Annotated in this window: 23 protein-coding genes; 19 read left to right on the top strand and 4 right to left on the bottom strand. The window is 62.6% G+C overall.

What is annotated here, in order from left to right:
- Positions 1–10: 10 nt before the first annotated feature.
- Genes GRI32_RS00875 through mdlC form a run of 6 tightly spaced genes read left to right on the top strand, consistent with a single transcriptional unit; the run spans position 11 to position 7,766 of the window.
- Positions 11–1,576: an FAD-binding oxidoreductase gene (locus GRI32_RS00875; protein WP_160589247.1), complete on the top strand. Its 1,566-nt coding sequence runs from the start codon at positions 11–13 to the stop codon at positions 1,574–1,576.
- A gap of 2 nt (positions 1,577–1,578) precedes the next feature.
- Positions 1,579–2,634 carry an amidohydrolase family protein gene (locus GRI32_RS00870; protein ID WP_160589246.1) on the top strand — a complete coding sequence of 352 codons (1,056 nt, stop codon included), beginning with the start codon at positions 1,579–1,581 and terminating at the stop codon, positions 2,632–2,634.
- On the top strand, positions 2,631–3,644 hold the full coding sequence (locus GRI32_RS00865; RefSeq protein ID WP_160589245.1) for a methyltransferase: 1,014 nt from the start codon (positions 2,631–2,633) through the stop codon (positions 3,642–3,644). Before GRI32_RS00870 ends, GRI32_RS00865 begins: the two co-directional genes overlap by 4 nt.
- 44 nt (positions 3,645–3,688) lie before the next feature.
- Entirely contained in the window at positions 3,689–4,549 is an 861-nt protein-coding gene (locus GRI32_RS00860) for an SDR family oxidoreductase (RefSeq protein ID WP_237437299.1), read from the top strand.
- Between the two features lie 47 nt (positions 4,550–4,596).
- Positions 4,597–6,225 carry an MFS transporter gene (locus tag GRI32_RS00855; protein ID WP_160589244.1) on the top strand — a complete coding sequence of 543 codons (1,629 nt, stop codon included), beginning with the start codon at positions 4,597–4,599 and terminating at the stop codon, positions 6,223–6,225.
- 2 nt (positions 6,226–6,227) lie between these two features.
- Positions 6,228–7,766 carry a benzoylformate decarboxylase gene (gene mdlC / locus GRI32_RS00850; RefSeq protein WP_160589243.1) on the top strand — a complete coding sequence of 513 codons (1,539 nt, stop codon included), beginning with the start codon at positions 6,228–6,230 and terminating at the stop codon, positions 7,764–7,766.
- Positions 7,767–7,770: 4 nt separating this feature from the next.
- Here the strand turns inward: mdlC and GRI32_RS00845 are convergent, their stop codons facing one another.
- The 4 genes from GRI32_RS00845 to GRI32_RS00830 all read right to left on the bottom strand — a co-directional run bounded on the left by GRI32_RS00845 (position 7,771) and on the right by GRI32_RS00830 (position 11,912).
- On the bottom strand, positions 7,771–8,232 hold the full coding sequence (locus GRI32_RS00845; RefSeq protein ID WP_160589242.1) for a DUF3237 domain-containing protein: 462 nt from the start codon (positions 8,230–8,232) through the stop codon (positions 7,771–7,773).
- A 70-nt stretch (positions 8,233–8,302) separates the two neighbouring features.
- The gene (locus tag GRI32_RS00840) at positions 8,303–9,562 is read right to left on the bottom strand and encodes a serine hydrolase domain-containing protein (RefSeq protein ID WP_160589241.1); all 1,260 of its coding nucleotides are present in this window, start codon (positions 9,560–9,562) and stop codon (positions 8,303–8,305) included.
- A 27-nt stretch (positions 9,563–9,589) separates the two neighbouring features.
- Positions 9,590–10,372 (bottom strand): HAD-IIA family hydrolase, encoded by a 783-nt coding sequence (locus GRI32_RS00835; protein ID WP_160589240.1) that lies wholly within the window; start codon positions 10,370–10,372, stop codon positions 9,590–9,592.
- Between the two features lie 52 nt (positions 10,373–10,424).
- Positions 10,425–11,912, bottom strand: coding sequence for a lignostilbene-alpha,beta-dioxygenase (locus GRI32_RS00830; RefSeq protein ID WP_160589239.1), 1,488 nt, complete (start codon positions 11,910–11,912; stop codon positions 10,425–10,427).
- 107 nt (positions 11,913–12,019) lie between these two features.
- On the opposite strand from GRI32_RS00830, the gene GRI32_RS00825 reads away from it, so the two are divergent.
- The 13 genes from GRI32_RS00825 (at position 12,020) to fdhD (ending at position 23,753) form a co-directional block, all read left to right on the top strand.
- Positions 12,020–12,499 carry a Saro_0803 family transcriptional regulator gene (locus GRI32_RS00825; RefSeq protein ID WP_202385880.1) on the top strand — a complete coding sequence of 160 codons (480 nt, stop codon included), beginning with the start codon at positions 12,020–12,022 and terminating at the stop codon, positions 12,497–12,499.
- A 32-nt stretch (positions 12,500–12,531) separates the two neighbouring features.
- Positions 12,532–13,923: an MFS transporter gene (locus tag GRI32_RS00820; protein ID WP_202385879.1), complete on the top strand. Its 1,392-nt coding sequence runs from the start codon at positions 12,532–12,534 to the stop codon at positions 13,921–13,923.
- A 121-nt stretch (positions 13,924–14,044) separates the two neighbouring features.
- Entirely contained in the window at positions 14,045–15,157 is a 1,113-nt protein-coding gene (locus GRI32_RS00815) for an S-(hydroxymethyl)glutathione dehydrogenase/class III alcohol dehydrogenase (protein WP_160589238.1), read from the top strand.
- A gap of 171 nt (positions 15,158–15,328) precedes the next feature.
- A complete protein-coding gene (locus tag GRI32_RS00810; protein ID WP_160589237.1) occupies positions 15,329–15,709 on the top strand; it encodes a VOC family protein in 381 nt (126 codons plus the stop codon).
- 9 nt (positions 15,710–15,718) lie between these two features.
- Positions 15,719–16,099 carry a VOC family protein gene (locus tag GRI32_RS00805; RefSeq protein ID WP_160589548.1) on the top strand — a complete coding sequence of 127 codons (381 nt, stop codon included), beginning with the start codon at positions 15,719–15,721 and terminating at the stop codon, positions 16,097–16,099.
- 5 nt (positions 16,100–16,104) lie between these two features.
- Positions 16,105–16,488, top strand: coding sequence for a VOC family protein (locus GRI32_RS00800; RefSeq protein WP_160589236.1), 384 nt, complete (start codon positions 16,105–16,107; stop codon positions 16,486–16,488).
- Between the two features lie 10 nt (positions 16,489–16,498).
- Positions 16,499–17,338: an S-formylglutathione hydrolase gene (gene fghA, locus GRI32_RS00795; protein WP_160589235.1), complete on the top strand. Its 840-nt coding sequence runs from the start codon at positions 16,499–16,501 to the stop codon at positions 17,336–17,338.
- Positions 17,335–17,763 carry an NAD(P)H-dependent oxidoreductase subunit E gene (locus GRI32_RS00790; protein WP_160589234.1) on the top strand — a complete coding sequence of 143 codons (429 nt, stop codon included), beginning with the start codon at positions 17,335–17,337 and terminating at the stop codon, positions 17,761–17,763. The genes fghA and GRI32_RS00790 overlap by 4 nt, the downstream gene beginning before the upstream one ends.
- A complete protein-coding gene (locus GRI32_RS00785; protein ID WP_160589233.1) occupies positions 17,760–19,319 on the top strand; it encodes an NADH-ubiquinone oxidoreductase-F iron-sulfur binding region domain-containing protein in 1,560 nt (519 codons plus the stop codon). Before GRI32_RS00790 ends, GRI32_RS00785 begins: the two co-directional genes overlap by 4 nt.
- Positions 19,319–19,861 carry a molybdenum cofactor guanylyltransferase gene (gene mobA, locus GRI32_RS00780; RefSeq protein ID WP_160589232.1) on the top strand — a complete coding sequence of 181 codons (543 nt, stop codon included), beginning with the start codon at positions 19,319–19,321 and terminating at the stop codon, positions 19,859–19,861. The genes GRI32_RS00785 and mobA overlap by 1 nt, the downstream gene beginning before the upstream one ends.
- A complete protein-coding gene (gene fdhF / locus GRI32_RS00775; RefSeq protein WP_160589231.1) occupies positions 19,851–22,715 on the top strand; it encodes a formate dehydrogenase subunit alpha in 2,865 nt (954 codons plus the stop codon). The genes mobA and fdhF overlap by 11 nt, the downstream gene beginning before the upstream one ends.
- The gene (locus GRI32_RS00770; RefSeq protein WP_237437298.1) at positions 22,715–22,990 is read left to right on the top strand and encodes a formate dehydrogenase subunit delta; all 276 of its coding nucleotides are present in this window, start codon (positions 22,715–22,717) and stop codon (positions 22,988–22,990) included. The genes fdhF and GRI32_RS00770 overlap by 1 nt, the downstream gene beginning before the upstream one ends.
- Positions 22,968–23,753 (top strand): formate dehydrogenase accessory sulfurtransferase FdhD, encoded by a 786-nt coding sequence (fdhD, locus tag GRI32_RS00765; protein WP_202385913.1) that lies wholly within the window; start codon positions 22,968–22,970, stop codon positions 23,751–23,753. The genes GRI32_RS00770 and fdhD overlap by 23 nt, the downstream gene beginning before the upstream one ends.
- The last annotated feature ends 46 nt before the right edge of the window (positions 23,754–23,799 follow it).

The following is a 23,799-nucleotide window of genomic DNA, read 5'->3' as shown; positions in this document are numbered from 1 at the left end:
GGAGGACGCGATGGACGATTTCACCATGCCGGCAGGCAGCCTTGACGCTGCCATTCGCGATATGCAGCGCGTGCTGGGCACTGAAAATGTGATCGTCGATCCCGCTGGCATGGCCGACCACGGCGATCCCTTCGCCCCGCCCGGTGACTGGTACCAGCCCGGCGCGGTGCTGCTGCCGGACAATGTGGAGGAAGTGCAGGCCGTCCTGCGCATCGCCAATGAACATGGCACGCCGGTGTGGACCAGCAGCCAGGGCCGCAACAAGGGCTATGGCGGCGGCGCGCCGCGCGTTTCGGGCAGCTTCACCATGTCCCTGCGGCGGATGAACCGCGTGCTGGAAGTGGATGAGGAAAACTGCATGGCGCTGGTCGAACCCGGCGTGCGCTTCTTCGACCTGTACGATCATCTCAAGAGCACCGGATCGAAGCTGTGGATGTCCGTGCCCGATCTTGGCGCCGGCAGCATCATCGGCAATGCGCTGGAACACGGCGTGGGCTACACGCCGGTCGGCGAGCATTTCGGCCATCATTGCGGGATGGAAGTGGTGCTGGCCAATGGCGACATCATGCGCACCGGCATGGGCGGGATGAGCAATCCCAGAAGCTGGCTGGTCTATCCCAACAGCGCCGGACCGAGCATGGACGGCCTGTTCACCCAGTCCAATTACGGCGTGGTCACCAAGATGGGCGTCAGCCTGTTCCACGCGCCCGAAGTCTATGCGCCCGGCTGGTTCATGCTCGACAATGAGGAGCATTACCCGGCCTTTCTGGAAGCGCTGCGTCCGCTGATGATCGACGGCACGATTCCCAACCAGCCGATGATCATCAATGCGGTGTGCGCCGCTTCCGCTTTCTGGGGACGAGAGGACTGGTACACCGGCAAGGATGCCATCCCCGATGAAGTGCTGGACAGGATTGCCGCCACCCCCGGCTTTGGCCGCTGGGTGATGCGCTTTGCGCTGTATGGCGATGCCCCGGTGGTGGCGCATAACCGCGCCAAGATTGAGGCCGCGCTCACCGCCATTCCCGGCGGCAGCGTGATGTTCGAGGAGTTCGACGGCCGCAATTTGCCGGAGCTGGAAAACCCGCATCACAAGGTGCAGGCAGGCATTCCCTCAATGGCGCTGGACCGCATGACCCGCTGGTATGGCGGCGAGGAAGGCGGCCATATCGGCTTTTCCTGCGCCATGCCGATTTCCGGCAAGGATGGCTGCGCGATCCGGGATTTGACCAGAGGCGTGCTGGACACGCACGGCCTCGATTATTCAGCCGCCATCATCGTTGGCAAGCGGCACATGATCCACGTCGCGCTGGTGGTGTTCGACACCAAGGATGAGGCTCAGACACGCGGCGCCTATGCGGCCACAAAGGCCATGCTCGAGCCCGCCGCAAAGCTGGGTTACGGCGAATATCGCAGCCATGTGGACTTCATGGATGAAGTGGCGGCTCTGTATGACTTCAACAACAATGCGCAGCAGCGCTTCGCCCAGAAGATCAAGGATTGCCTTGATCCGAACGGCATTCTCTCCCCCGGCAAGCAGGGTATCTGGCCCGCTGCCTATCGCGACAAGGACTGACCGTGACCCATGAACTGAACACTGGCGGAGACCGCGGCTATCTGCGCATCGCCACCGAAGAAGCCTTTGCCACCAGGGAACAGCTGGATGCGATCCTGCGGCTGGTGAAGGAAGGCCGCGCGGACAAGGGCACGGTTTCGCTGTGGGGCTTTTACGGCACCAGCCCGTCCGAGCGCACCACCTTCATTCGTGAGCGCCTGCTCGATCTGGGAGAGCTGCGGATCGCGGCGATGAATGAGAGCGGCATCGACAAGGCGGTGCTGGCGCTGACCAGCCCCGGCGTGCAGTCGCTGCACGATGTGGAGGAAGCCAGGGGCATTGCCTCGCGTGCCAATGACCAGCTGGCCGCGGCCTGCGAGAAATACCCTGACCGTTTCTACGGCATGACCGCCATCTGCCCGCAGGACCCCGAATGGTCTGCCGCCGAGCTGAAACGCGGCAAGGAGGAGCTGGGCTTTCGCGGTGTGCAGGTGAACAGCCACACGCATGGGCACTATCTGGATGAGCCGCAGTTTGACCCGATCCTGCGCGCCTGCGCCGATATGGACATTCCGCTCTACATCCACCCGCAAGGCCCGCCTGATGACATGATCGGCACGATGGTGGATGCCGGCCTTGAAGGCGCGGTGTTCGGCTTTGCTGTGGAGACCAGCTTCCACGCCATGCGCCTGCTCACCACCGGCGTGTTTGACCGCTTCCCCAGCCTGCAACTGGCGCTGGGGCATGGCTGTGAGGGCCTGCCCTTCTGGATCGACCGGCTCAATTACATGCATCTCGCAGGCATCCGCTCCAAGCGGTACGAGCGCCTCAAGCCGCTGGAGCATGAGCTGCATTACTACATGCGCAACAATGTCTGGGGCACCAACTCCGGCCTGCCATCCCCCGCCTCGATCGAATTGATGATGAAGGTCATGGGTGAGGACCGGGTGATGTATGCGATGGATTATCCATACCAGTTCGTGCCTGCCGAAGTGGAGTTGCTGGACGACATGGAGATGAGCGCCGCAACCAAGAAGAAGTTCTTCCAGACCAATGCGGAAAAGCTGTTCGGCATATGAGTGACGCGGCAGCTGATCTGCGGGCGATGATCGCGGCCTATTGGAAGCCGCACGCAATCTGCGCGGCGGCCCGGCTGGGTCTGGCCGATGCGCTGGGCGATGCATCGCTGGATGCCGCCACGCTGGCCGCAAAGATAGACGCCGACGCGGCCAATCTGGAACGCTTCCTGCGCGCGCTCGCATCCATCGGCATCGTGCTCGACAAGGGTGACGGCACGTTTGCGCTGACCGAAATGGGCCAGCGCCTGCGCGCCGATCATGCAGAGAGCCTGCGCGGCATGGCGCGGCATGTCGGCACGCAACTGTCGCCCAGCTTCGCACAACTGACCGAGTGCGTGGCCAAGGGCCGCCCGCCCGAAGGCATCGCCTATGGCACGCAGGGTTTTGACGATCTGAATGATGATGCAAAGGCAGCGGCGATCTTCAACCAGGCCATGGTCGACAGCTCCCGCCGTTTCGCAGCGGAAGCGGTGCAGGCCTATGACGTGACCGGCTTTGCCAGCTTTGCCGATATTGGCGGCGGGCACGGCATGGTGCTGGCCGAACTGCTCAAAGCCGCGCCGGACGCAACCGGCTTCGTGCTCGACCTGCCGCATGCAGAGGAAGGCGCGAAGGCGCTGTTTGCCAGGCAGGGCGTGGCCGACCGCGCGCGCTTTGTGGGCGGCAGTTTCTTCGATCCGATCACCCATGCGGCAGACTGCTACATGCTCAAATATATCCTGCATGACTGGGATGATGAGCATGCCCGCCAGATCATCCGCCGGGTGGGCGCCGCGGCCCGCGATCATGGCGCCACCGTGCTGCTGATCGAGCGTATCCTGCCCGAGACAGTGCAGGAACGCGGCGATCATGCCATCGCGATGTACGGCGACATGACCATGATGCTGTGGAACGGCCGCGAGCGGACGAAGGCGCAATTTGAGCAATTGCTGGCCGAAGGCGATTTGGTTTTGACTCGCACGGCGGCTCTGTCAGACAACCATTATGTGATTGAAGCGCTAAGTAATTGAGGCCGGGCCTGCGCAGTGATCGCGGGCCGGTGTTGGGGAGTGAGATGATGACGACATATGGCGTGACCGGTGCCAGCGGACAGCTGGGCAAATTCGTGCTGAATGAGCTGCTGGAGAAAGTCGCCGCGAGCGACATCGTGGCGTTTGGCCGCGATACCTCCAAGCTGGCTGATTATGCTGCCAAGGGCGTCACCGTCAGAGCGATCGATTATGACAAGCCGGAGGAATTGCCCGCTGCGCTGGCAGGCGTTGATCGCCTGCTGCTGATTTCCGGCAGCGCGCTGGGTGAACGCCCGCGCCAGCATGCCAATGTGATCAACGCCGCAAAGGAAGCTGGCGTGGATTACATCGCCTATACCTCCATTCTCGAGGCCGAAACCACGCCGATCAAGCTGGGGCGCGAGCATCAGGCGACCGAGGAAACGCTGGCCGCCAGCGGCATCGATTACGATCTGTGCCGGATGGGCTGGTATAACGAAAATTACATCGGCTCGCTCGCTCCGCAGGTGGAACATGGCGTGATCACCGGGGCGCAGGGACAGGGGCGCATATCGTCCGCCAGCCGCGCCGATCTGGCCGCTGGCCTTGCCGTGGTTCTGGTCAAGGGCGAAGGCGGCACCACCTATGATCTGGCTGGAGACACCAGCTGGACGATGGAAGACTTCGCCGCCGAAGTCAGCAAGCAGGCAGGTAAGCCGATCAAATATGTCGACATGCCCGAAGCCGAATATGCCAAATCGCTGGAGCAGGTTGGCCTGCCCGGTTACATCGCCGCCGTCGTCGCCAACTCGGCAGCGGCAACGGCAAAGGGCGCGCTGGAGAATGACAGCCGCACGCTGAGCGGGCTGACCGGACGAGCGACAACACCAATTTCGCAGACAATTGCGAGCGCGTTGAAGAACTGACAACCGGCCTTTCGCAAGGCAGGTATCTCGGGTGGGAGAGGGCAATAATGGCGACAACCGCCAACGATAAGGCGCCGGTCACGAACAAGATCAGCAAGGCTGGCTGGTATGCGCTGACGCTGGTTTCGGCTGCGCAGGCGATGAGCCTGCTCGACCGGCAGATCCTGTCCATCCTCGCCAATGACATTCGTGAGGATCTGGGCATCGGCAATGCCGAGATCGGCCTGCTCTACGGCACCGTGTTCGCGCTGTTCTATGCGCTGTTCTCGCTGCCGCTGGGCCGTCTGGTCGATGGCTGGACGCGCACCAAGCTGCTGGCCATCTGTCTGGCCACATGGTCGTTCTTCGCCGGTCTTTCCGCCTTTGCCGGGGGCTTTGCGCTGCTGGCCATTTCGCGCCTTGGCGTGGGCATTGGTGAAGGCGCGACGCAGCCCGCTGCCAATTCGATCATATTCGACATGTTCCCCAAATCCCGCCGCGGCATCGGCATGGCCGGGCTGGGCGTGGGTCTGGCCATCGGCCTTGGCCTGTCGATGGCGCTGGGCGGTATCGTGGCGCAATGGTGGAACCAGATTTACCCCGATGGCAATGCACCGCTGGGCTTTTCCGGCTGGCAGTTCGCCTTCATCGTCGCCGCCCTGCCGGGCTTTCCGCTAGCCTATCTGATCTACCGCATGAAGGAGCCTGTTCGCGGGGCGATGGACGGGCTGGTCACGCCCGAAGACCCGCATCCCTTCAGGGCCAGCGCCGATGTTCTGGGATCGGTCACGCCGGGCACCAACTGGTATTACCTGTGGCGGCGCGATGCGAGCGCGAAGCAATGGGCGACCAATCTGATCGGCCTCGCCGTGATCCTGCTGTCCTGCCTTGCGCTGGTGCGGCTGACGCAGAGCTTCTCCCCGCGCCCGTCGCTGGATATTTACGGACTGGCGATCGATCCGCACTGGCTGCAATGGGGCGTGGCCGCGTTCGGCGCCTTCGTGGTGCTCAACCTGTTCCAGAGCTTCAAGCTCAAGGACTTGCCCGCCTACAAGGTGATCCTCAGCCCGTCGCTGATCATGCTGATGGTGGTGGGTGGATTGCAGACCGCGATCAATTACGGCGTGATGGCCTTTACCCCCACCATGCTGATCACCGATTTCGGCCTTTCGCAGGCGCAGGCTGGCGTGCAGTTCGGCTTGCTGGCGGCCGGACTTGGCATATTGGGGCCACTGGCCGCCGGGCCGATGTCGGATTTTCTGGCCAATAAGCTGGGCCAGCGCGGCATGGTGTTTCTGGTGCTGGGGTCGCTGGCGATTTCACCCTTCTTCGGCATCTGGGCCTATAACGCCGAAACAGTGAGCGATTTCTACCTGCGCTTCATCGTCTACAGCCTGATCCTGACACTGTGGCTGCCGCCTGCCTATGCACTGATGCTGGGGCTGGTGCTGCCGCGCATGCGGGGCATCACCTTCTCCACCTACATGATCATCCAGACGTTGCTGGGCCTTGGCCTCGGCCCGTATTTCGTGGGCATCGTGGCCGATCAGAACGGCGGCGACCTGGCGCAGGCGATCATCTCGGTCAACGTGGTGGTGCCATTCATTATCGTGCTGCTGCTGGCGGTACTGGTGCGCTTCCGCAGGGATGAGGCCAATATGGTCGAGCGTGCGCGCGCTGGCGGGGAACAGATCTGACCATGACCAATGTCCGTGAAGCATCCTTCGCCGTGTTCGCCCATTTCGGGGTGGACCGGCTGTTCGGCAATCCCGGCAGCACAGAGCTGCCCATGCTCAAGGCCATGCCTTTCCCCTATGTGATGGGCCTGAACGAGGCGGTGGTGATGGGCATGGCCGATGGCTATGCGCGGTCCAGCGGCAAGCCTGCGCTGGTCAACCTGCACTCATCCGCAGGCACCGGCCATAGCCTGGGCAATCTGTTCACCGCCTACAAGAACAACGCCCCGATCGTGGTGACGGCGGGGCAGCAGGCGCGCTCCATCCTGCCATACGATCCGTTCCTTGGGGCGGAGCGGCCGACCGAATTTCCGCGCCCCTACGTCAAGTTCGCGATTGAGCCTGCCCGCGCGCAGGATGTGCCGCTGGCCCTTGCGCGCGCCTTTGCCGTGGCGCTTACCCCGCCGATGGGGCCGGTGTTCGTGTCCATCCCGGTCGATGACTGGGAGCGGGAGTGCGACATGCCCGCCCTGCCCGACCTGTCGCTGCGCACTTTCCCCGATCCTGCCGGTATCGAGAAGATCGCCGCCATGATCGAAGGTGCGCGCAATCCGGCGCTGGTGATCGGCACGTCCGCAGCCAATTCCGGCGCGTGGGACAATGCGATCGCGCTGGCCGAAAAAGCCGGCCTGTCGGTCTGGTCCGCGCCCTATGCCGCGCGGGAGACTTTCCCCGAAGATCACCCGCAATTTGCCGGCTTCCTCAACGCCTGGCGCGATCAGATCCGCGATGCGCTGGCTCCGCATGATGCGATCCTGGTCGCTGGCGCGCCGGTGTTCACCTATCACGTGGAGGGCAGCGGTCCGCACTGGCCCGAAGGTGCGGCGCTGATGGCGCTGTCCGATGATCCGAAGCACCTGTCCAACCTGCCGGGCGGCGGCGGGGTACTGGGCGATATCAGCGCCGGACTTTCCATGCTGACGCAGCGCCTGCCCGCGCGCGCCTTTGCCGGCGCCACGCACCAGCTGATCGACCCTGCGCCGGAAATGACCTCATCCTACGTGCTCAAGCGTATTGCCGCTTTGCGCCCGAAGAATGCCGTGGTGGTGGAAGAAGCGCCCACATCGCGCGGGCCGGAGCATGTGACCCTGCCGATCACGCGCGAGGGCGGCTTCTATTCCTGCGCCAGCGGCGGGCTTGGCTATTCGCTGCCCGCAGCAGTGGGCGTGGCGCTGGGTCAGGATGACAAGGTCATCGCCATTCTGGGTGACGGCGCGGCCATGTACACGATCCAGGGCCTGTTCACCGCGCGGGATGAGGCGGCCAATGTCAGCTTCTGCATCATGAACAATTCGGCCTATGCCGCGCTGACCGGGTTTTCCGGCGAGTTTGGCATGAACCACGTGCCGGGCTGCGATCTGACCGGCCTCGATTTCGTCAAGCTGGCCGAGGCTCAAGGTCTGGCCGCAAGGCTGGTGGATAGCGTGGACGCGCTGGACGAGGCGCTGCAATGGAGTTTTGCGCAAGACCGCCCGACGCTGCTGGATATCCGCATCGCCTGAACGGTCAGGTCACCCGCCATACCCACAGCTTGATTGAATTGGCATAGCGCGCGCCGCTGCACACGAAGATTGACCGGTTCATCCAGTCATAGGGGCCTGTGGGGGCGATGAATTCTGGCACGGTGCGGAAGTAATATTCCGCCGGATCGACATCCTCCCCCCGGCGCAGGCGGTCCATCACTTCGGGCGGGCCGTGGCGCAGACCCTTGTTGCGGATCTGGATCAGCGCGCCGTCGTCGGTCTCTATGGCATAGATGGCATCGGCCACGGTCACACCGTCTGGCCGGGTCAGCTGCCAGTCGGCAGAATTGCCCATCAGCTTGCCGGAGATTTTGGGCCCCTTCACATATCCGCCGGGGCATATCGGGATGATCCGGCGGGTGCCGTCCACCACCGGCCCGATCTCTCGCGGGGCTTCCAGTTCGCCGCCCGCTTCATAAACGAATTCCAGTTCTGGCTTGATCATGAGCGCACTCCCCTCAGTATCCCCAATTCATTAACTGTATCGGTTATCGCTTGTAATCCATTATTACCAATCAGCGCGCATTTGCCACGCGGGCGAAATAGCCCAGAACCTCGCCATCCAGCCATTCAGGTTCCGCTGGCGGGTTATAGCTGAGCTTGACGATGACCGTGCCGCTGGCCGGGTGGACATAGATATATTGCCCCGCCAACCCGACAGCAGCAAAGGCACCCGGCTCATTATCAACCTGCCATGTCTGCAGGCCATAACCGGGCAAAGGCGCGCCGGTTGGCTTCATCACGGTCATCTGGTCCACCCAGCCTTCGGGCAGGATGCGCGTGTCACCCGCCATGCCACCAGCCAGCATCACCTGCCCCAGCCGGGCAAAATCGCGCAATGTCGCATTGAAGCCCATGCCATTGAGCGCGCGACCTTCACCCACAGGTCCATCTGCCAGGAAATGGCCGTCAAATTCTGCGCCCATCGGCTGCCAGATGCGGCTTTCCATCAGATCTTCCAGCTTCTGGCCGGTTGCCTCCTCCAGCATCCAGCCCAGCACGGCAGTATCGAGCGTGGCATAGTTGAACTGCGCCCCCGGCTCCGCCCTGTTTCCAAGATCAACGGCGAAATCGGCAAAGCGGGCTTTGTTCTCTACAATCGCAGTCTGGTGGATCAGCCCGGCAAGGCTGGGGTTTTCGCCGAAATCATAACGCTCCAGGATATCCGCGCCCGACCGCATTTCCAGAATGTTGCGGATGGTCGCCCGCCCGTAAGCGCCGCCCGCAAGCTCCGGCACATAGGTGCTGACCAGGTCATCCAGCGAGGCAATCTCGCCGCGGTCCAGCGCCTGCCCCACCAGCATGGCGGTGAGCGTCTTGGACATGGAAAAGGCAATATGCGGCGTTTCTGCCGTCATCCGGTTGCGGTAATCCTCAAACACCACGTCGCCATCGCGCAGGACGATAAAGCCATTGGTGAATGTGCGGTCCGCCCATGCAGCGTAATCCGCGTCCTCGCCCGCAACCGTGGCGGCGGGCATGGTGAAACCTTCGCGGCGCGACAATTCCCACGTATCCGCAGGCGCTTCCACCATGCGGAAGGCGAAGACATCCTGCGTATTGCGAAATGTGAAGCTGTTGACGTCCGGATTGAGCAATTGCCAGCGCATGGCGATGGTGGCGGCAGAGGGTGGCAGGCTGCCAAAGGCCTCGTCTGCGGCGGCTTCGACCGGGGCATTATCGATATCCTGCTGCGCTTCGCATCCCGAAACGGCCAGCAGCATTGCCAGACCAAACCCCAGCCGCCTTGCCCGCGGCATTCCAATTCCGATCATGTCATCCCCCCGTACGTGTTATTTTCGTCAGACTAGCTCCACCACGTCGGCAATGGAATTGAGAATGCGGCTGGGGCGATAGGGGAAGCGGGCGACGTCTTCCTTCCTTGTCGATCCGGTCAGCACCAGGATCGTCTCCAGCCCGGCCTCTATGCCGGCGACCACATCGGTATCCATCCGGTCCCCGATCATCATGGTGGCCCCGGCATGGGCATCGATCCGGTTCATGGCGGAGCGGAACATCATCGGGTTGGGCTTGCCCACAAAATATGGCTCCGCACCCGTCGCCTTGGTGATCATCGCCGCCGCTGCGCCGGTTGCAGGCAGCGGACCTTCGGGGGATGGACTGGTGACATCGGGATTGGTGGCGATGAAGCGCGCACCCTTCTGGATCAGCCGGATCGCCTTGGTGATCGCGGCGAAGGAATAGGACCGCAGTTCGCCGATCACCACGTAATCGGGGTTGGTATCGGTCATGGTGTAGCCGACATCGTGCAGCGCGGTGGTCAGCCCCGCCTCGCCGATCACATAGGCGCTGCCGCCGGGATGCTGCGCCGCCAGAAAGCCGGCAGTGGCCAGTGCGCTGGTCCAGATCGATTCCTCGGGCACATCCAGCCCGGCCTGCGCCAACCGCGCCGCCAGATCGCGCGGGGTGTAGATGGAATTATTGGTCAGCACGAGGAAGCGGCGCTGCTTCTCCTGCAATCTGGCGATGAATTCAGCCGCACCGGGAATAGCCTCGCCCTCTTTCACAAGGACGCCATCCATGTCGGTGAGCCAGAAGGTGGGCGGATCGCGGTCTGTTGTCATGCCCGCACAGGTGCAACCTGCGCGGGCACAAATCAATGACTCAATGGGTTACTCAAGCCGCTTCCAGCACCTTTGCCGTCAGCCCGATGTCTTCGCTGCGGGCGAAATTGCCGTGCAGGCCGAAGCGCAGGCGGATGGGGCACTGGATTGTCGCCAGCGGACCCTTCTCGATATCGAGCGCGTCGAACACCACCAGATCGGTGCGGTGTTCCTCCAGCCGGTTGACCAGCATCACGATCCAGCCGTCGCCTTCGGCGCTGTCCTTGGTGCGCGGCACGAAGCACGGTTCCTGCAGCGATGATACGGGTCCGCACCACCAATGCTGCTCGGCTCCGCTTTCAAGGTCTTTCAGGAACAGGCAATTCATCAGGAAGCCGCCGGCGCTGCCGCCTTTCAGCTCGCACGGGCGCTTCATGTCCATTTCCAGGCCCCAGGTGTAGCGGTTCTTGACCCCGGTGAAGCGGTCATCGATGCGCGGGAATTCGCTCGCGGTTTCGGTCAGCGGAGTGATCGAATCGAAATCCTCGCCATTGCTGGCCATGTCCACGGTCCAGCGGGTCAGCTTGCTCATCGCTTCCATGCCGTTGAACGGTTCGCCGTGCACATCGGGAAAGAAGGGGAACATGTTGTTCTTCGCTTCGGGCACGATGAAATGCACCTTGGTGCCATCCTGCCAGGCGTTGACCGTGTGGCTGGCGAAGCAGTTGTCGCGCTTGAACCAGCGGATATCCTCATCCTTCAGGTCATCGCGGCGCGGGATGATGCCCAGGTACACCGGCATGGTGGTGTCAAAGCCGAAATGCGGCTTCTTCTGTTCCAGCCGTTCCCACGATCCGATTGAAGGCACGATGTGCAGCACCAGGTAATCCTCGGTGATCGCGAAGTCGTGCATCATGCAGTAATAAGGCACCTTGAACCACTTCTCGCGCACCAGTTCACCGTCGGGGCTGACCTCCATGTAGGACACGTCGTCGCTGCACAGGCCTGACGCGGCATAGCCGATGGCGACCATGTTGCCGGTGTGCGGATCGATCTTGGGATGGGCGGTGAAGGTCTGGCTTTTCATCGCGCCTTCCCATGTCTCGAACGCCTCGGTCTCCATCGTCACCGGATCCATCACCAGCGCGGGCGAATCTTCCTTCATCGCCCACAACTTGCCGGCATAGATCCAGGCATTGGTGTTGGCGGTGGAGCGAATCATGCCCTTGACGCTGGGATCATCGGTCAGCGGGTTGCGATACATGCCGAACAGGCCGCGGCCCGCCTCCCGTTCCGCCTTCCACTTGTCCGTATGCGCCCAGCGCTGCTTGAAATCGCACTGGCCATCGTGGAAGTGAAAGCGGGTGATCATGCCGTCGCCATTGAAGGCGATATCGTCACCCAGCATGGGCGGAAACTGCGGATCGGGCTGCACGCGGAAGAATGCGCCATCCAGCTCGGCCGGGATCGTACCCGTGTGCTGAAGGTCGCGAATATCGGCCTCCACCCTGCTGGGCGTGTTGAAACCGGTGAAGCTCGGGGTATCTGGGAACTGCGCCATTTGGGTCCTCTCCTTGCGCATAATTGTATGCTCTACTAACAAATAGGCAATACGGCCATTGATCTGGCCTAAGGGGGGATGGGAACACCGTTTTGGCGCAGCCTGCATTGATCGATGACAATTCCGGAGGCGACGATACCCAGGGCAATGAGGCCCAGGGCAATGGTGTGGAGCTTGGTGCTCTGCACGGCATATTGGGTTTCCACATCCGTCTGGCGCATGGCGCCGTCTATCGCCATTTTACCGAGACCTTTGCCGATCTGGAGCTGACCCAGAAGCAGGTGAGCATGTTGTGGCTGGTGGGGGACCACCCGGGAATCGCCCAGATCGACGTGGGCAATCTGCTGCGGATGGACCGCGCCACCACCATGACCATCGTCAACCGCCTGCAGGACCGCGATTACCTGCGGCGGGAGCGGTCGAGCAGCGACGGGCGCAAGCAGGCGCTCTACCTCACAGCTGGCGGCGAAGCGGCGCTGGAACAGGCTAAACTGTGCATTGATGCGCATGAGGCATGGCTGAAAAGCCGCTTCACTGAGCAGGAAATCGAAAAACTGGTGGAAATGCTGGCGCGAATCCACGATTGAAGACCGCAAGGATTAGAGAGAGGACCAAACGAATGGCCGGAGCACCTGCCGGGGGCAACCCTGTAGCCGTGATGAATGATACGCCGATGGGGACGCGGCAAGTCATTGTCGTGTTCCTGATGGTGCTGCTTAACGCACTGGATGGGTTCGACGTGCTTTCCAGTGCCTTTGCGGCACCGGGCATCGCCGCAGACTGGGGCGTGGAGCGCGCAGAGCTGGGTATCATGCTGTCTGCAGAGCTGGTCGGCATGGGCTTCGGCTCGGTTATTCTGGGCGGCATGGCTGACAAGTTTGGCCGCAAGTTGACCATGCTCGCCTGCCTCGTGGTCATGGCCATCGGCATGTGGTTTGCGCATTCGTCCAACACCATTCTGGAAATCACCATCTGGCGCTTCATCACCGGGCTTGGCATCGGCGGCATGCTCGCCGCGACCAATGCTGTGGTGGCCGAAGTCACCAGCAAGACCGGTCGCAGCATGTCCATGGCGCTGTATGTCATCGGCTATCCGCTGGGCGGCGTGATCGGTGGCTTTGCCGCGCAAGGCTGGCTGCTGGTCGATTATGACTGGCGGGCGGTGTTCCTGTTCGGCTCGGTCGTAACCGCCGTGATGATCCCGCTGGTGATGCTGCTGGTGCCAGAAACGCCAGCGTATTTCGTCGCCAGCCGCCGCGAAGGCGCGCTGGAGAAGATGAACAAGTCGCTGGTGGCTTTCGGCAAGTCCGCAGTGGCGGCAATGCCGGTAATCAAGGACACTGGGACCAAGCCCAAGGTGACCGACATTCTGGCCAAGCCCAAGCTGCGCAAGATCACCCTGCTGCTGGCATTCGGCTATATGTTCCACACGCTGACCTTCTACTACATCCTGAAGTTTGCTCCCACGATTGTGGCGGGTGCTGGCTTCAGCCAGCCCGATGCGGCCAGCAGCCTGACCTATGCCAATATCGGCGGCGCGCTGGGCGGCTTCCTGTTCGGCTTCGTGATGCGTCAGTTTGACATCAAGGGACCGACTATTGCCGCCGCGCTGCTCGGCGTGGGTGCAGTGGCTTACTTCGGCCTTGGCCATGATTCACTGTGGGACTGGCGCGTCGCTGCCTTCCTGACGATGTTCTTCCTGAACGCCGCCATCGTGGGCTATTATGCAGCGTTCGCGCGCGGCTTCCCCGCCTACGCCCGCGGCACCGGCACCGGCTTCGTGCTGGGCGTTGGCCGTCTGGGCGCAGCGGGCTCGCCGATCATTGCCGGCTTCCTGTTTCAGGCGCTGGGCGATGAGGAACTGCTGACAGTCTCGCTGATCATGTGTTCAGGCGCAGTGCTGGGTGCCCTGCTGCTGTGGTTCCTGCCCAACGACGATGCCGATGCGGATATAGCAGCGGCCGAGCTGGCGCTGGACGAGGCGCAGGCCAAGGCTGCAGCGGCTGGCTAGAGAAATGCCCACCGCCGCCCCGCACACGGATGTGCGGGGCGGCGATGAGCGCCGGCTGACAACAGCCGGATCATATCAATGGCAATGCGCCAAAAAATGTAACGAAATGAGGTTCCGATAAATGAAAACCCGTGCAGCCGTAGCATTCGAAGCCAAGAAGCCGCTGGAGATCGTGGAGCTCGATCTTGAAGGGCCGAAGGATGGCGAAGTGCTGGTGGAAATCATGGCCACCGGCATCTGCCACACCGATGCCTACACGCTGGACGGGCTGGATTCCGAAGGCATCTTTCCGTCGGTGCTGGGCCATGAAGGCGCGGGCATCGTGCGCGAAGTTGGTCGCGGCGTAACCTCGGTAAAGCCGGGCGATCACGTGATCCCGCTGTACACGCCGGAATGTCGCCAGTGTAAGAGCTGCCTGTCGGGCAAGACCAACCTGTGCACCGCGATCCGCGCCACGCAGGGCAAGGGGCTTATGCCTGATGGCACCAGCCGCTTTTCCTACAAGGGCCAGACGATCTTCCACTACATGGGCTGTTCGACCTTCTCGAACTTCACCGTGCTGCCCGAAATCGCCGTGGCCAAGATCCGCGAAGACGCACCGTTCCAGTCCGCATGCTACATCGGCTGCGGCGTGACCACGGGCGTGGGCGCTGTCACCAACACCGCCAAGGTGCAGGTGGGTGACAATGTGGTGGTGTTCGGCCTGGGCGGGATCGGCCTCAACGTGATCCAGGGCGCGCGGCTTGCCGGTGCCAACAAGATCATCGGCGTGGACATCAACCCCGACCGTGAGGAATGGGGCCGCAAGTTCGGCATGACCGACTTCCTCAACACCAAGGGCATGAGCCGTGAGGACACGATCGCGCATATCGTCGCCATGACCGATGGCGGCGCGGATTACACCTTCGATGCCACCGGCAATACCGAAGTGATGCGCACCGCGCTGGAAGCCTGCCACCGCGGCTGGGGCACCAGCATCATCATCGGCGTGGCCGAGGCGGGCAAGGAAATCAGCACCCGCCCGTTCCAGCTGGTGACCGGGCGCAACTGGCGCGGCACGGCATTCGGCGGGGCCAAGGGCCGCACCGATGTGCCCAAGATCGTCGACATGTACATGACCGGCAAGATCGAGATCGATCCCATGATCACCCACGTGATGGGCCTGGAGGAGATCAACACCGCCTTCGACCTGATGCACGCGGGCGAGAGCATCCGCTCGGTCGTGGTCTTTTGAGTTGCAGGGCGGGACAGGCGCAATGGCCCTGTCCCGCCCGCACTGCTCCTGACAAACAGGGGCAAGGAAAAGATTTGTAACTAGATTATTTCACAAGGCCGAAGTTTTCGGCTATGTGATAAACCGAGTCCTGCGCATGGCGTGGGATGACAATTGAGGAGAGCCCCCGAAATGATCAACCATGTCTTCCTTGGCACCAACGATATCGAGAAATCGCGCGCTTTTTATACCGCGACAATGAAGGAACTGGGCGCGGAAGGTCATCCGCTGCCGCATGGTACGGTTTTCCCCACGGCCGAAAGCACGCTGGTGGTGGCCAAGCCCGCCAATGGCGAAGCGGCCTGCGTTTCCAACGGCGCGACCCTTGGCCTCAAGGCTGCGTCCTACGATGCGGTTGATGCCTGGCATGCTGCCGGCCTCGCCAATGGCGGAACCGACGATGGCGCACCGGGCTTCCGTGAGAACAGCCCGGGCAACATGTATGGCGCCTATCTGCGCGATACCGATGGCAACAAGATCTGCGCCTTCACCGCCAACGTCGGCCCGCGCTGATTCATGAGCATCTTCACCCATCTGGTGGTCGGGACCAATGATCCAGAGGCGTCTTGCGCATTCTACGATGCCACCTTCGGCGCGCTGGGCATTGTGGGCAACCGGATGGGTGAACGCGCCTATTACGGCGATTATGCCAATGGCTTTTTCTCTGTCGGCCCGCCGCGCGATGGTAAGCCGGCCACATTTGCCAATGGCGGGACGATCGGGCTCGGCGCGAAGAACCAGGCCGAAGTCGACGCATGGCATGCCGCGGGCCTTGCCCATGGCGGAACGTGCGATGGCCCTCCCGGTCGCCGCGACATGGCCGAGAACAAGCTCTACGGCGCTTATCTGCGCGATCCCACCGGTAACAAGCTGTGTGCTTTCACCACCAATGTGGAGGATTGATTCCAATGTATAGTCACCACATGATCGGCACCAACGATCTGGCCAGGGCCAAGGCGTTCTATGACGCCACCTTCACCGCCCTGGGCGGCAGCGAAGGCATGCTGGACGAGGTCAAGGGCCGCGTTGCCTATCGCCACAATGGCGGCGTGTTCATCGTCACCCGTCCGCGCAATGGCGAACCCGCCACCGCCGCGAATGGCAGCACCATCGGCTTTGCCGTGGACACGCCAGAGCAGGCCGATGCCTGGCATGCAGCCGGCGTAGTCGCTGGCGGCACCGCCATCGAAGACCCGCCCGGCGTGCGCGATCTGGGCGATCGCAAGCTTTACCTCGCCTATTTGCGCGACCCGGACGGCCACAAGCTGTGCGTCTTGAAGCAGGTTGATTGAAGGCATCGCAATGACACTCGAAACGGTCAGTGAAGCACGGTCATTCGGCGGCACGCAGGGCGTCTATTCGCATGACAGCGAAGCGACCGGCACGCCGATGACCTTTGCCGTCTATGTGCCCGAACATGTGGCAGGCACGAAACTGCCCGTGCTGTGGTATCTTTCCGGCCTCACCTGCACCCATGCCAACGTGATGGATAAGGGCGAATATCGTCGTTATTGCGCCGAGCACGGGATCATCCTTGTTGCGCCGGACACGTCCCCGCGCGGTGACGATGTGCCCGACGACGAAGGCTATGATTTCGGCAAGGGCGCGGGCTTTTACGTCAACGCCGTGCAGGAGCCGTGGGCCAAGAATTTCCAGATGCGCCAGTATGTCGAGCACGAACTGCCGCAGGTCATCGCGAAGCACTTCCCGGTCGATATGGACCGGCAGGGCATCACCGGCCATTCCATGGGCGGACACGGCGCGCTGACCATTTCGCTGCGCAATCCGGGTAAATACAGGTCCACCAGCGCCTTTTCTCCCATCGTCAGCCCGATCCACTGCCCGTGGGGCCAGAAGGCGCTTGGCGGCTATATCGGTGACGACAAGTCCGCATGGCGCGAATATGATGCCTGCGCGCTGATCGAAGACGGTGCGCGCCTGCCTGAACTGCTGGTCGATCAGGGTCACGCCGACAATTTCCTTGAGGAACAGCTCAAGACCCACCTGCTGGAGGAGGCCGTCCGCAAGGCGGGCATGAACGCCACCATCCGCCTGCAGGAAGGCTATGACCATTCCTATTTCTTCGTCTCTACATTCATCGGCGATCATATCGCCTGGCATGCTGAAAGGCTCAAAGCGTGAGCAGCAAAGAACACAAGATCGGTGAGATCATTGCCGAACATCATCGCCGCGAAGGCCCGCTTCTGCCGATCTTGCACGATGTGCAGGAAGAATTCGGCTGCGTTGATACGGAATCCGAAGCGATCATCGCCAAGGGGCTGAACCTGTCGCGCGCCGATGTGCACGGCGTGGTCAGCTTCTATCACGATTATTCGCCCACAGCCGATCCGCGCCCGGTGGTTCAGATCTGCCGTGCAGAGGCGTGCAAGGCGCGCGGCGTCGAGCAGATTATCGATGCCGCCAAGGCCGCCGCGGGTGAGCGGGTGGCGATCAAGACCGTCTATTGCCTCGGCCTGTGCAGCGCCGGCCCCGCCGCGCGCGTGGGCGATGACCTCCATATCCGGCTGGACAACCAGTCGGTCAGCAAACTGATCGAAAACGCATGACCATTATCAAGATTTCCGACGATGCCCTCGCCCGCGCTGGCGGCGCCGATGCGCTGGCCTCCGCTTTCGAGAAGAAGGGCTTTGAAGTGCACCGCACGTCCAGCTGGGGCATGCACTGGCTTGAGCCTCTGGTAGAGATCAACGGCATCGGCTGGGGCCCTGTCACGCTCAGCCGTGTTGACGAGATTGCCGATGGCGGCGCGGATGATATCTGCGTCGGCCCGATCGCCGCCCATCCCTTCATCACCGGCCAGACGCGGCTGACCTTTGCCCGCGCGGGCAAGACCCGTCCGCTTTCGCTGGAAGATTACGAAGCCAGCGGCGGCTGGAGCGGCCTGACGCGCGCCCGCCAGATCGGCGCCGAAAGGATCGTCGAGGAAGTGACCGCATCGGGCCTGCGTGGCCGTGGCGGTGCGGGCTTCCCCACCGGCATCAAGTGGAAGACCGTTCTGGGCGCACCGGGACCCAAGAAATACATCGTCTGCAATGCCGACGAAGGCGACAGCGGCACCTTTGCCGATCGCATGGCGATGGAAGGCGATCCGTTCGCCCTGATCGAAGGCATGGCGATTGCCGGTGAAGCCGTCGGCGCGGACCAGGGCTATATCTACCTGCGCAGCGAATATCCCGACGCGATCCGCAAGCTGAATGCGGCGCTGAAGCTGTGTGCTGACATCATCGCCCCGTTCAAATGCGAAGTGCGCGTGGGCGCGGGTGCCTATGTCTGCGGTGAGGAAACCTCGCTGCTCAACTCGCTGGAAGGCAAGCGCGGCGAAGTGCGCGCCAAGCCGCCACTGCCCGCGCTGGAAGGCTTCCTTGGCCGCCCGACCGTGGTCAACAACGTGCTCAGCCTGGCTGCCGTGCCGCATATCCTGATGCAGGGCGGCGCTGCCTCTTATGCGGAGCGCGGGATGGGCCGGTCAAAGGGCACCATGCCGATCCAGCTGGCCGGTAACATCAAGCATGGCGGCCTGTACGAAGTGGCGTTCGGCATCACCCTGGGCGAGCTCGTCAACGATATTGGCGGCGGCACGGCCAGTGGCCGCCCGGTCAAGGCGGTGCAGGTTGGCGGCCCGCTGGGCGCGTATATCCACCCTGACCAGTTCGACATTCCCTTCGATTACGAGGCCTTTACCGCAGCCGACGCGCTGATCGGCCATGCCGGTGTGACCGTGTTCGATGACACCGCAGACATGGGCGAGATGGCCCATTTCGCGATGGAATTCTGTTCTGCCGAAAGCTGCGGCAAGTGCACGCCGTGCCGCATTGGCGCAGTGCGCGGGCAGGAAATCATCGAGCGTATCCGCTCCGGCGGGCGCAAGCGCGACGGTGTCGAGATGACCCCGCAGATCCACAATGCACCCAAGAACGAAGGCCGCAGCGCTGCTGAGGAAATCGGCCTGCTGACCGATCTGTGCGAGACGATGAAGTTCGGCTCTCTGTGTGCACTGGGCGGCTTCACCCCCTATCCGGTGATGTCCGCGCTGCGCAACTGGCCGGAAGACTTCGTGGGCGATCCCGCGGCCATCGCCAACGCGCTGGACGCGGCCAAGTAATGATCCTGGGCGTTGTCCTTGCAGGTGGCTTGTCCACCCGTTTCGGCAGCGACAAGGCCGTGGCGCATCTGGATGGCCGCACGCTGATCGCCCGCGCGGTGGATGCGCTGTCCGCATGGTGCGACAAGGTGGTGATCGCCGGGCGCGACTCAGGCCCGGAAACGGGCAATACCGCATGCATCCCGGACTGGCCGCGCGCCGGAATGGGGCCGTTGGGCGGTATTGCCGCAGGCCTGAGACACGCGCACAAGCATGATTATGATGGAATCCTCACCTGCGGGGTTGATTCTGTCGCATTACCGCAAGATTTGTTGTCGGATCTTTCACCGGCTCCGGCATATCTTGAAACACAACCGGTTATCGGCCATTGGAAGACTGATAACGCAGGCGCAGTCGAGGCCATCCTCCAGAGTGAAGGACGCCATTCGATGATTGCCTTCGCAAAGTCCGTGAACGCGCGGGCCGTGAAGACCGCGTCAACACCGGCAAATATAAACACCCCGGCCGATTTGGCCGCGATGGAGCAGAACGATGGGATTTGAACGCCAGAAGGATTTCGGGACACCCGAGGTCAAGTCCGACGAAACGGTTACGCTGACCATTGATGGCCGCGAGATCACCGTTCCTGCCGGTACCAGCGTGATGCGCGCGGCTGCCGAATCGGGCGGCGACATTCCCAAACTGTGCGCCACGGACAATGTGAAGAGCTTCGGCTCGTGCCGTCTGTGCCTGGTGGAAATCGAAGGTGCGCGCGGAACTCCCGCCAGCTGCACCACCCCCGCCGCCCAGGGCATGGTCGTCAAGACCCAGACCCCGCGCCTGCAGAAGCTGCGCAAGGGCGTGATGGAGCTGTATATCTCCGATCACCCGCTCGATTGCCTGACCTGCTCGGCCAACAATGATTGCGAACTGCAGGACCAGGCCGCCAATGTCGGCCTGCGCGATGTGCGTTATGGCTATGAAGGGGCGAACCACCTTTCCAAGAAGGCGGACACGTCCAACCCCTATTTCACCTTCGATCCCAGCAAGTGCATCGTCTGCTCACGCTGCGTTCGCGCGTGTGACGAGGTGCAGGGCACTTTCGCACTGACCGTGGACGGCCGCGGCTTTGCCAGCATGATTTCCGCCGGCCAGACCACCGATGATTTCCTGTCCAGCGAATGCGTCAGCTGCGGTGCCTGCGTGCAGGCCTGCCCCACCGCCACGCTGCAGGAAAAGAGCGTCAAGGAAATCGGCACGCCGGAACGCGCCGTCGTCACCACCTGCGCCTATTGCGGCGTTGGCTGCACGTTCCGCGCCGAAATGCGCGGTGAGCAGCTGGTGCGCATGGTTCCGTGGAAGGACGGCAAGGCCAACCACGGCCATTCCTGCGTGAAGGGCCGTTTCGCTTGGGGCTATGCCAACCACAAGGACCGCATCACCAAGCCGATGATCCGTGAGAATATCTCGGACCCGTGGCAGGAAGTCAGCTGGGAAGAGGCGATCCAGTTCTCTGCCGACAAGATCACGGCCATCAAGGCCGAGCACGGCGCGCGCGCGCTGGGCGGCATCACCTCCAGCCGTTGCACCAATGAAGAAACCTTCCTGGTGCAGAAGCTGATCCGCGCCGGTTTTGGCGCAAACAACGTCGATACCTGCGCCCGTGTGTGCCACTCGCCCACCGGCTATGGCCTGTCGACGACGTTCGGCACCAGCGCCGGAACGCAGGATTTCGATTCCGCGATGGACACCGATGTGTTTCTGGTGATCGGCGCCAACCCCACGGATGCACATCCCGTGTTCGGCAGCCGCATCAAGAAGCGCCTGCGTCAGGGTGCCAAGATGATCGTGGTCGATCCGCGCCGCATCGATCTGGTGAAGAGCCCGCATATTGAAGCGGCGCACCATCTGCCGCTGCAGCCGGGCACCAATGTCGCCGTGCTGACCAGCATCGCGCATGTGATCGTGACCGAAGGCCTCGCCGCAGAAGACTTCATCCGCGAGCGCTGCGACTGGGACGAATATCAGGACTGGGCGCGTTTCGTTGCTGACGAAAAGCACAGCCCCGAATTCCTCGAGGCGGTGACCAAGGTTCCCGCACACATCGTGCGCGAAGCCGCCCGCCTGTTCGCCACCGGCGGCAATGGCGCGATCTATTACGGCCTGGGCGTGACCGAGCATTCGCAAGGCTCTTCCACCGTGATGGCGATTGCCAATCTTGCCATGGTGACCGGCAATATCGGCCGGTCCGGCGTGGGCGTGAACCCGCTGCGCGGCCAGAACAACGTGCAGGGCGCCTGCGACATGGGCAGCTTCCCGCACGAACTGCCCGGCTATCGCCACATCGCCGGCCAGGAAGTGCGTGAGCTGTTCGAGAACGATTGGGGCGTAATCCTCGATCCCGAGCCCGGCCTGCGCATTCCCAACATGCTGGATGCTGCGGTCGATGGCAGCTTCAAGGCGATCTACATCCAGGGTGAGGACATCTTGCAGTCCGATCCCGATACGCATCACGTGTCCGCCGGCCTTGCCGCGATGGATTGCGTGATCGTGCACGACCTTTTCCTGAACGAGACAGCCAATTACGCGCATGTCTTCCTGCCGGGTTCCACCTTCCTGGAAAAGGAAGGCACCTTCACCAATGCCGAACGTCGCATCCAGCCGGTGCGAAAGGTGATGGAACCGGCCAATGGCTATGAGGACTGGGAAGTGACCCAGCTGCTCGCCAATGCCATTGGCTGTGACTGGACTTACACCCACGCCAGCCAGATTCTGGACGAGATTGCCCGCCTTACGCCCACGTTTGCAGGTGTGAACTGGGCACGCGTCACCAGTGGAGAGCCGCTGCAGTGGCCGGTCAATGACAAGGCGCCGCAGGGCAGCCCGATCATGCATGTGGACGGCTTCGTGCGCGGCAAGGGCAAGTTCGTCGTCACCGAATATGTGCCGACTGATGAGAAGACCGGCCCGCGCTTCCCGCTGCTGCTGACTACCGGCCGCATCCTGTCCCAGTACAACGTCGGCGCGCAGACACGGCGCACCGGCAACAATATCTGGCACAGCGAAGATGTGCTGGAAATTCACCCCACCGATGCCGAAAATCGCGGGCTTGCCGATGGCAGCTTTGCGCGCCTGGCCAGCCGTGCGGGTGAAACCACACTGCGCGTGCAGGTGACGGATCGCGTGGCACCGGGCGTGGTCTATACCACCTTCCACCACCCCGATACGCAGGCCAACGTGGTGACCACGGACAATTCCGACTGGGCCACCAACTGCCCTGAATACAAAGTCACCGCCGTACAGGTCACGCCGTCCAACGGCCCCAGCGAATGGCAGGAAGAGTATGCCGATCTGACCGCGATGGCGCGCCGGATAGCGAATGAACCGGGCCGCGAAGAACTGGAGCCAGCCGAGTAATGGACATCAACAAGCTGCGCCGCATGGCCGACCAGATCGCGACGAATTTCGCCGCCATCGGCCATGACAATGCCGTGCTGGCCACCGCCGATCACATCAACAAGTTCTGGGACCCCCGGATGAAGGCGCAGATCTTCGCCGATGATCGCAGCGCGCTGTCCGCCATTGCCGGTCTTGCGATCGAGAAGCTGGCACGCGGAGCCGATCCGGCACCGCAGACCCGCGCGACCCAGTTCAACAAGGTTGACGAGGTTGGCCATTCCGACGCCGGCTGAGCCGGTTGAATACACCAGGGATGGCCATTGCCACCCCGTCGCGCGCAGCTTTGTGCCCGAAGTGCCGGTGGCGCTGGAATATAACGGCCTGTCCTATGCGGTGATGATGGCCAGCCCGAGTGACCTGGCCGATTTCGCGCTGGGCTTCGCGCTGACCGAAGGGCTGGCGCAGTCCGCCGCAGACGTAACCGATCTTGACGTGGTGGAAGTGGACGCAGGCTGGATCTGCCGCGCGCAATTGTCCGGCCTCGGCATCGAAAAGCTCACCGAACGCGTGCGCACCCGTGTGGCGGAAAGCAGCTGCGGCCTGTGCGGGATTGAGAACCTGGAGGCGGTGGGCAGGCCACTGCCCCAGGTCCCCGCACACAAGGCGCTCGACCCGCAGGCGATCTTCGCCGCGCTATCCAAATTGCGCGATCACCAGCCACTGACCAAGGCCACCGGCGCCGCCCATGCGGCTGCCTTCTGCACGCCCGATGGCACCATCCTGACAGCGCGCGAGGACGTGGGCCGCCACAATGCGATGGACAAGCTGATCGGCGCTCTGGCCACGGCGGGACAAAGCGCGGCAGACGGCTTCATCCTTTCCAGCGCCCGCTGCTCCTACGAAATCGTCGAAAAGGCCGTCCGCGCCGGAGCGCACACGCTGGTCACCATCTCGCTGCCCACCAGCATGGCGGCGGAGCGGGCCAAGGCGGCGGGACTGAGCCTGTGGTGCCTGGCGCGCGATGACAGTGTGATTTGTGTGAATGAGGTTGGCTAGCAGCGTACTCCCGCACTTCGTCATGTTGAACTCGTTTCAGCATGAC

Origin of the sequence: Alteraurantiacibacter aestuarii (genome assembly GCF_009827405.1) — a bacterium.
In the GTDB taxonomy this organism is placed as follows: Bacteria; Pseudomonadota; Alphaproteobacteria; order Sphingomonadales; family Sphingomonadaceae; genus Alteraurantiacibacter; species Alteraurantiacibacter aestuarii.
The sequence above is the reverse complement of the archived record's forward strand: the minus strand, read 5'-3'. Positions and strand labels throughout refer to the sequence as shown.

Coding starts and splice junctions, on each gene's coding strand:
- GRI32_RS00875 (WP_160589247.1), top strand. CDS start 11: ATGGACGATTTCACCATGCCGGCAGGCAGCCTTGACGCTGCCATTCGC.
- GRI32_RS00865 (WP_160589245.1), top strand. CDS start 2,631: ATGAGTGACGCGGCAGCTGATCTGCGGGCGATGATCGCGGCCTATTGG.
- GRI32_RS00860 (WP_237437299.1), top strand. CDS start 3,689: ATGATGACGACATATGGCGTGACCGGTGCCAGCGGACAGCTGGGCAAA.
- GRI32_RS00855 (WP_160589244.1), top strand. CDS start 4,597: ATGGCGACAACCGCCAACGATAAGGCGCCGGTCACGAACAAGATCAGC.
- mdlC (WP_160589243.1), top strand. CDS start 6,228: ATGACCAATGTCCGTGAAGCATCCTTCGCCGTGTTCGCCCATTTCGGG.
- GRI32_RS00845 (WP_160589242.1), bottom strand. CDS start 8,232: ATGATCAAGCCAGAACTGGAATTCGTTTATGAAGCGGGCGGCGAACTG.
- GRI32_RS00840 (WP_160589241.1), bottom strand. CDS start 9,562: ATGATCGGAATTGGAATGCCGCGGGCAAGGCGGCTGGGGTTTGGTCTG.
- GRI32_RS00835 (WP_160589240.1), bottom strand. CDS start 10,372: ATGACAACAGACCGCGATCCGCCCACCTTCTGGCTCACCGACATGGAT.
- GRI32_RS00830 (WP_160589239.1), bottom strand. CDS start 11,912: ATGGCGCAGTTCCCAGATACCCCGAGCTTCACCGGTTTCAACACGCCC.
- GRI32_RS00820 (WP_202385879.1), top strand. CDS start 12,532: ATGGCCGGAGCACCTGCCGGGGGCAACCCTGTAGCCGTGATGAATGAT.
- GRI32_RS00815 (WP_160589238.1), top strand. CDS start 14,045: ATGAAAACCCGTGCAGCCGTAGCATTCGAAGCCAAGAAGCCGCTGGAG.
- GRI32_RS00810 (WP_160589237.1), top strand. CDS start 15,329: ATGATCAACCATGTCTTCCTTGGCACCAACGATATCGAGAAATCGCGC.
- GRI32_RS00800 (WP_160589236.1), top strand. CDS start 16,105: ATGTATAGTCACCACATGATCGGCACCAACGATCTGGCCAGGGCCAAG.
- fghA (WP_160589235.1), top strand. CDS start 16,499: ATGACACTCGAAACGGTCAGTGAAGCACGGTCATTCGGCGGCACGCAG.
- GRI32_RS00785 (WP_160589233.1), top strand. CDS start 17,760: ATGACCATTATCAAGATTTCCGACGATGCCCTCGCCCGCGCTGGCGGC.
- mobA (WP_160589232.1), top strand. CDS start 19,319: ATGATCCTGGGCGTTGTCCTTGCAGGTGGCTTGTCCACCCGTTTCGGC.
- fdhF (WP_160589231.1), top strand. CDS start 19,851: ATGGGATTTGAACGCCAGAAGGATTTCGGGACACCCGAGGTCAAGTCC.
- GRI32_RS00770 (WP_237437298.1), top strand. CDS start 22,715: ATGGACATCAACAAGCTGCGCCGCATGGCCGACCAGATCGCGACGAAT.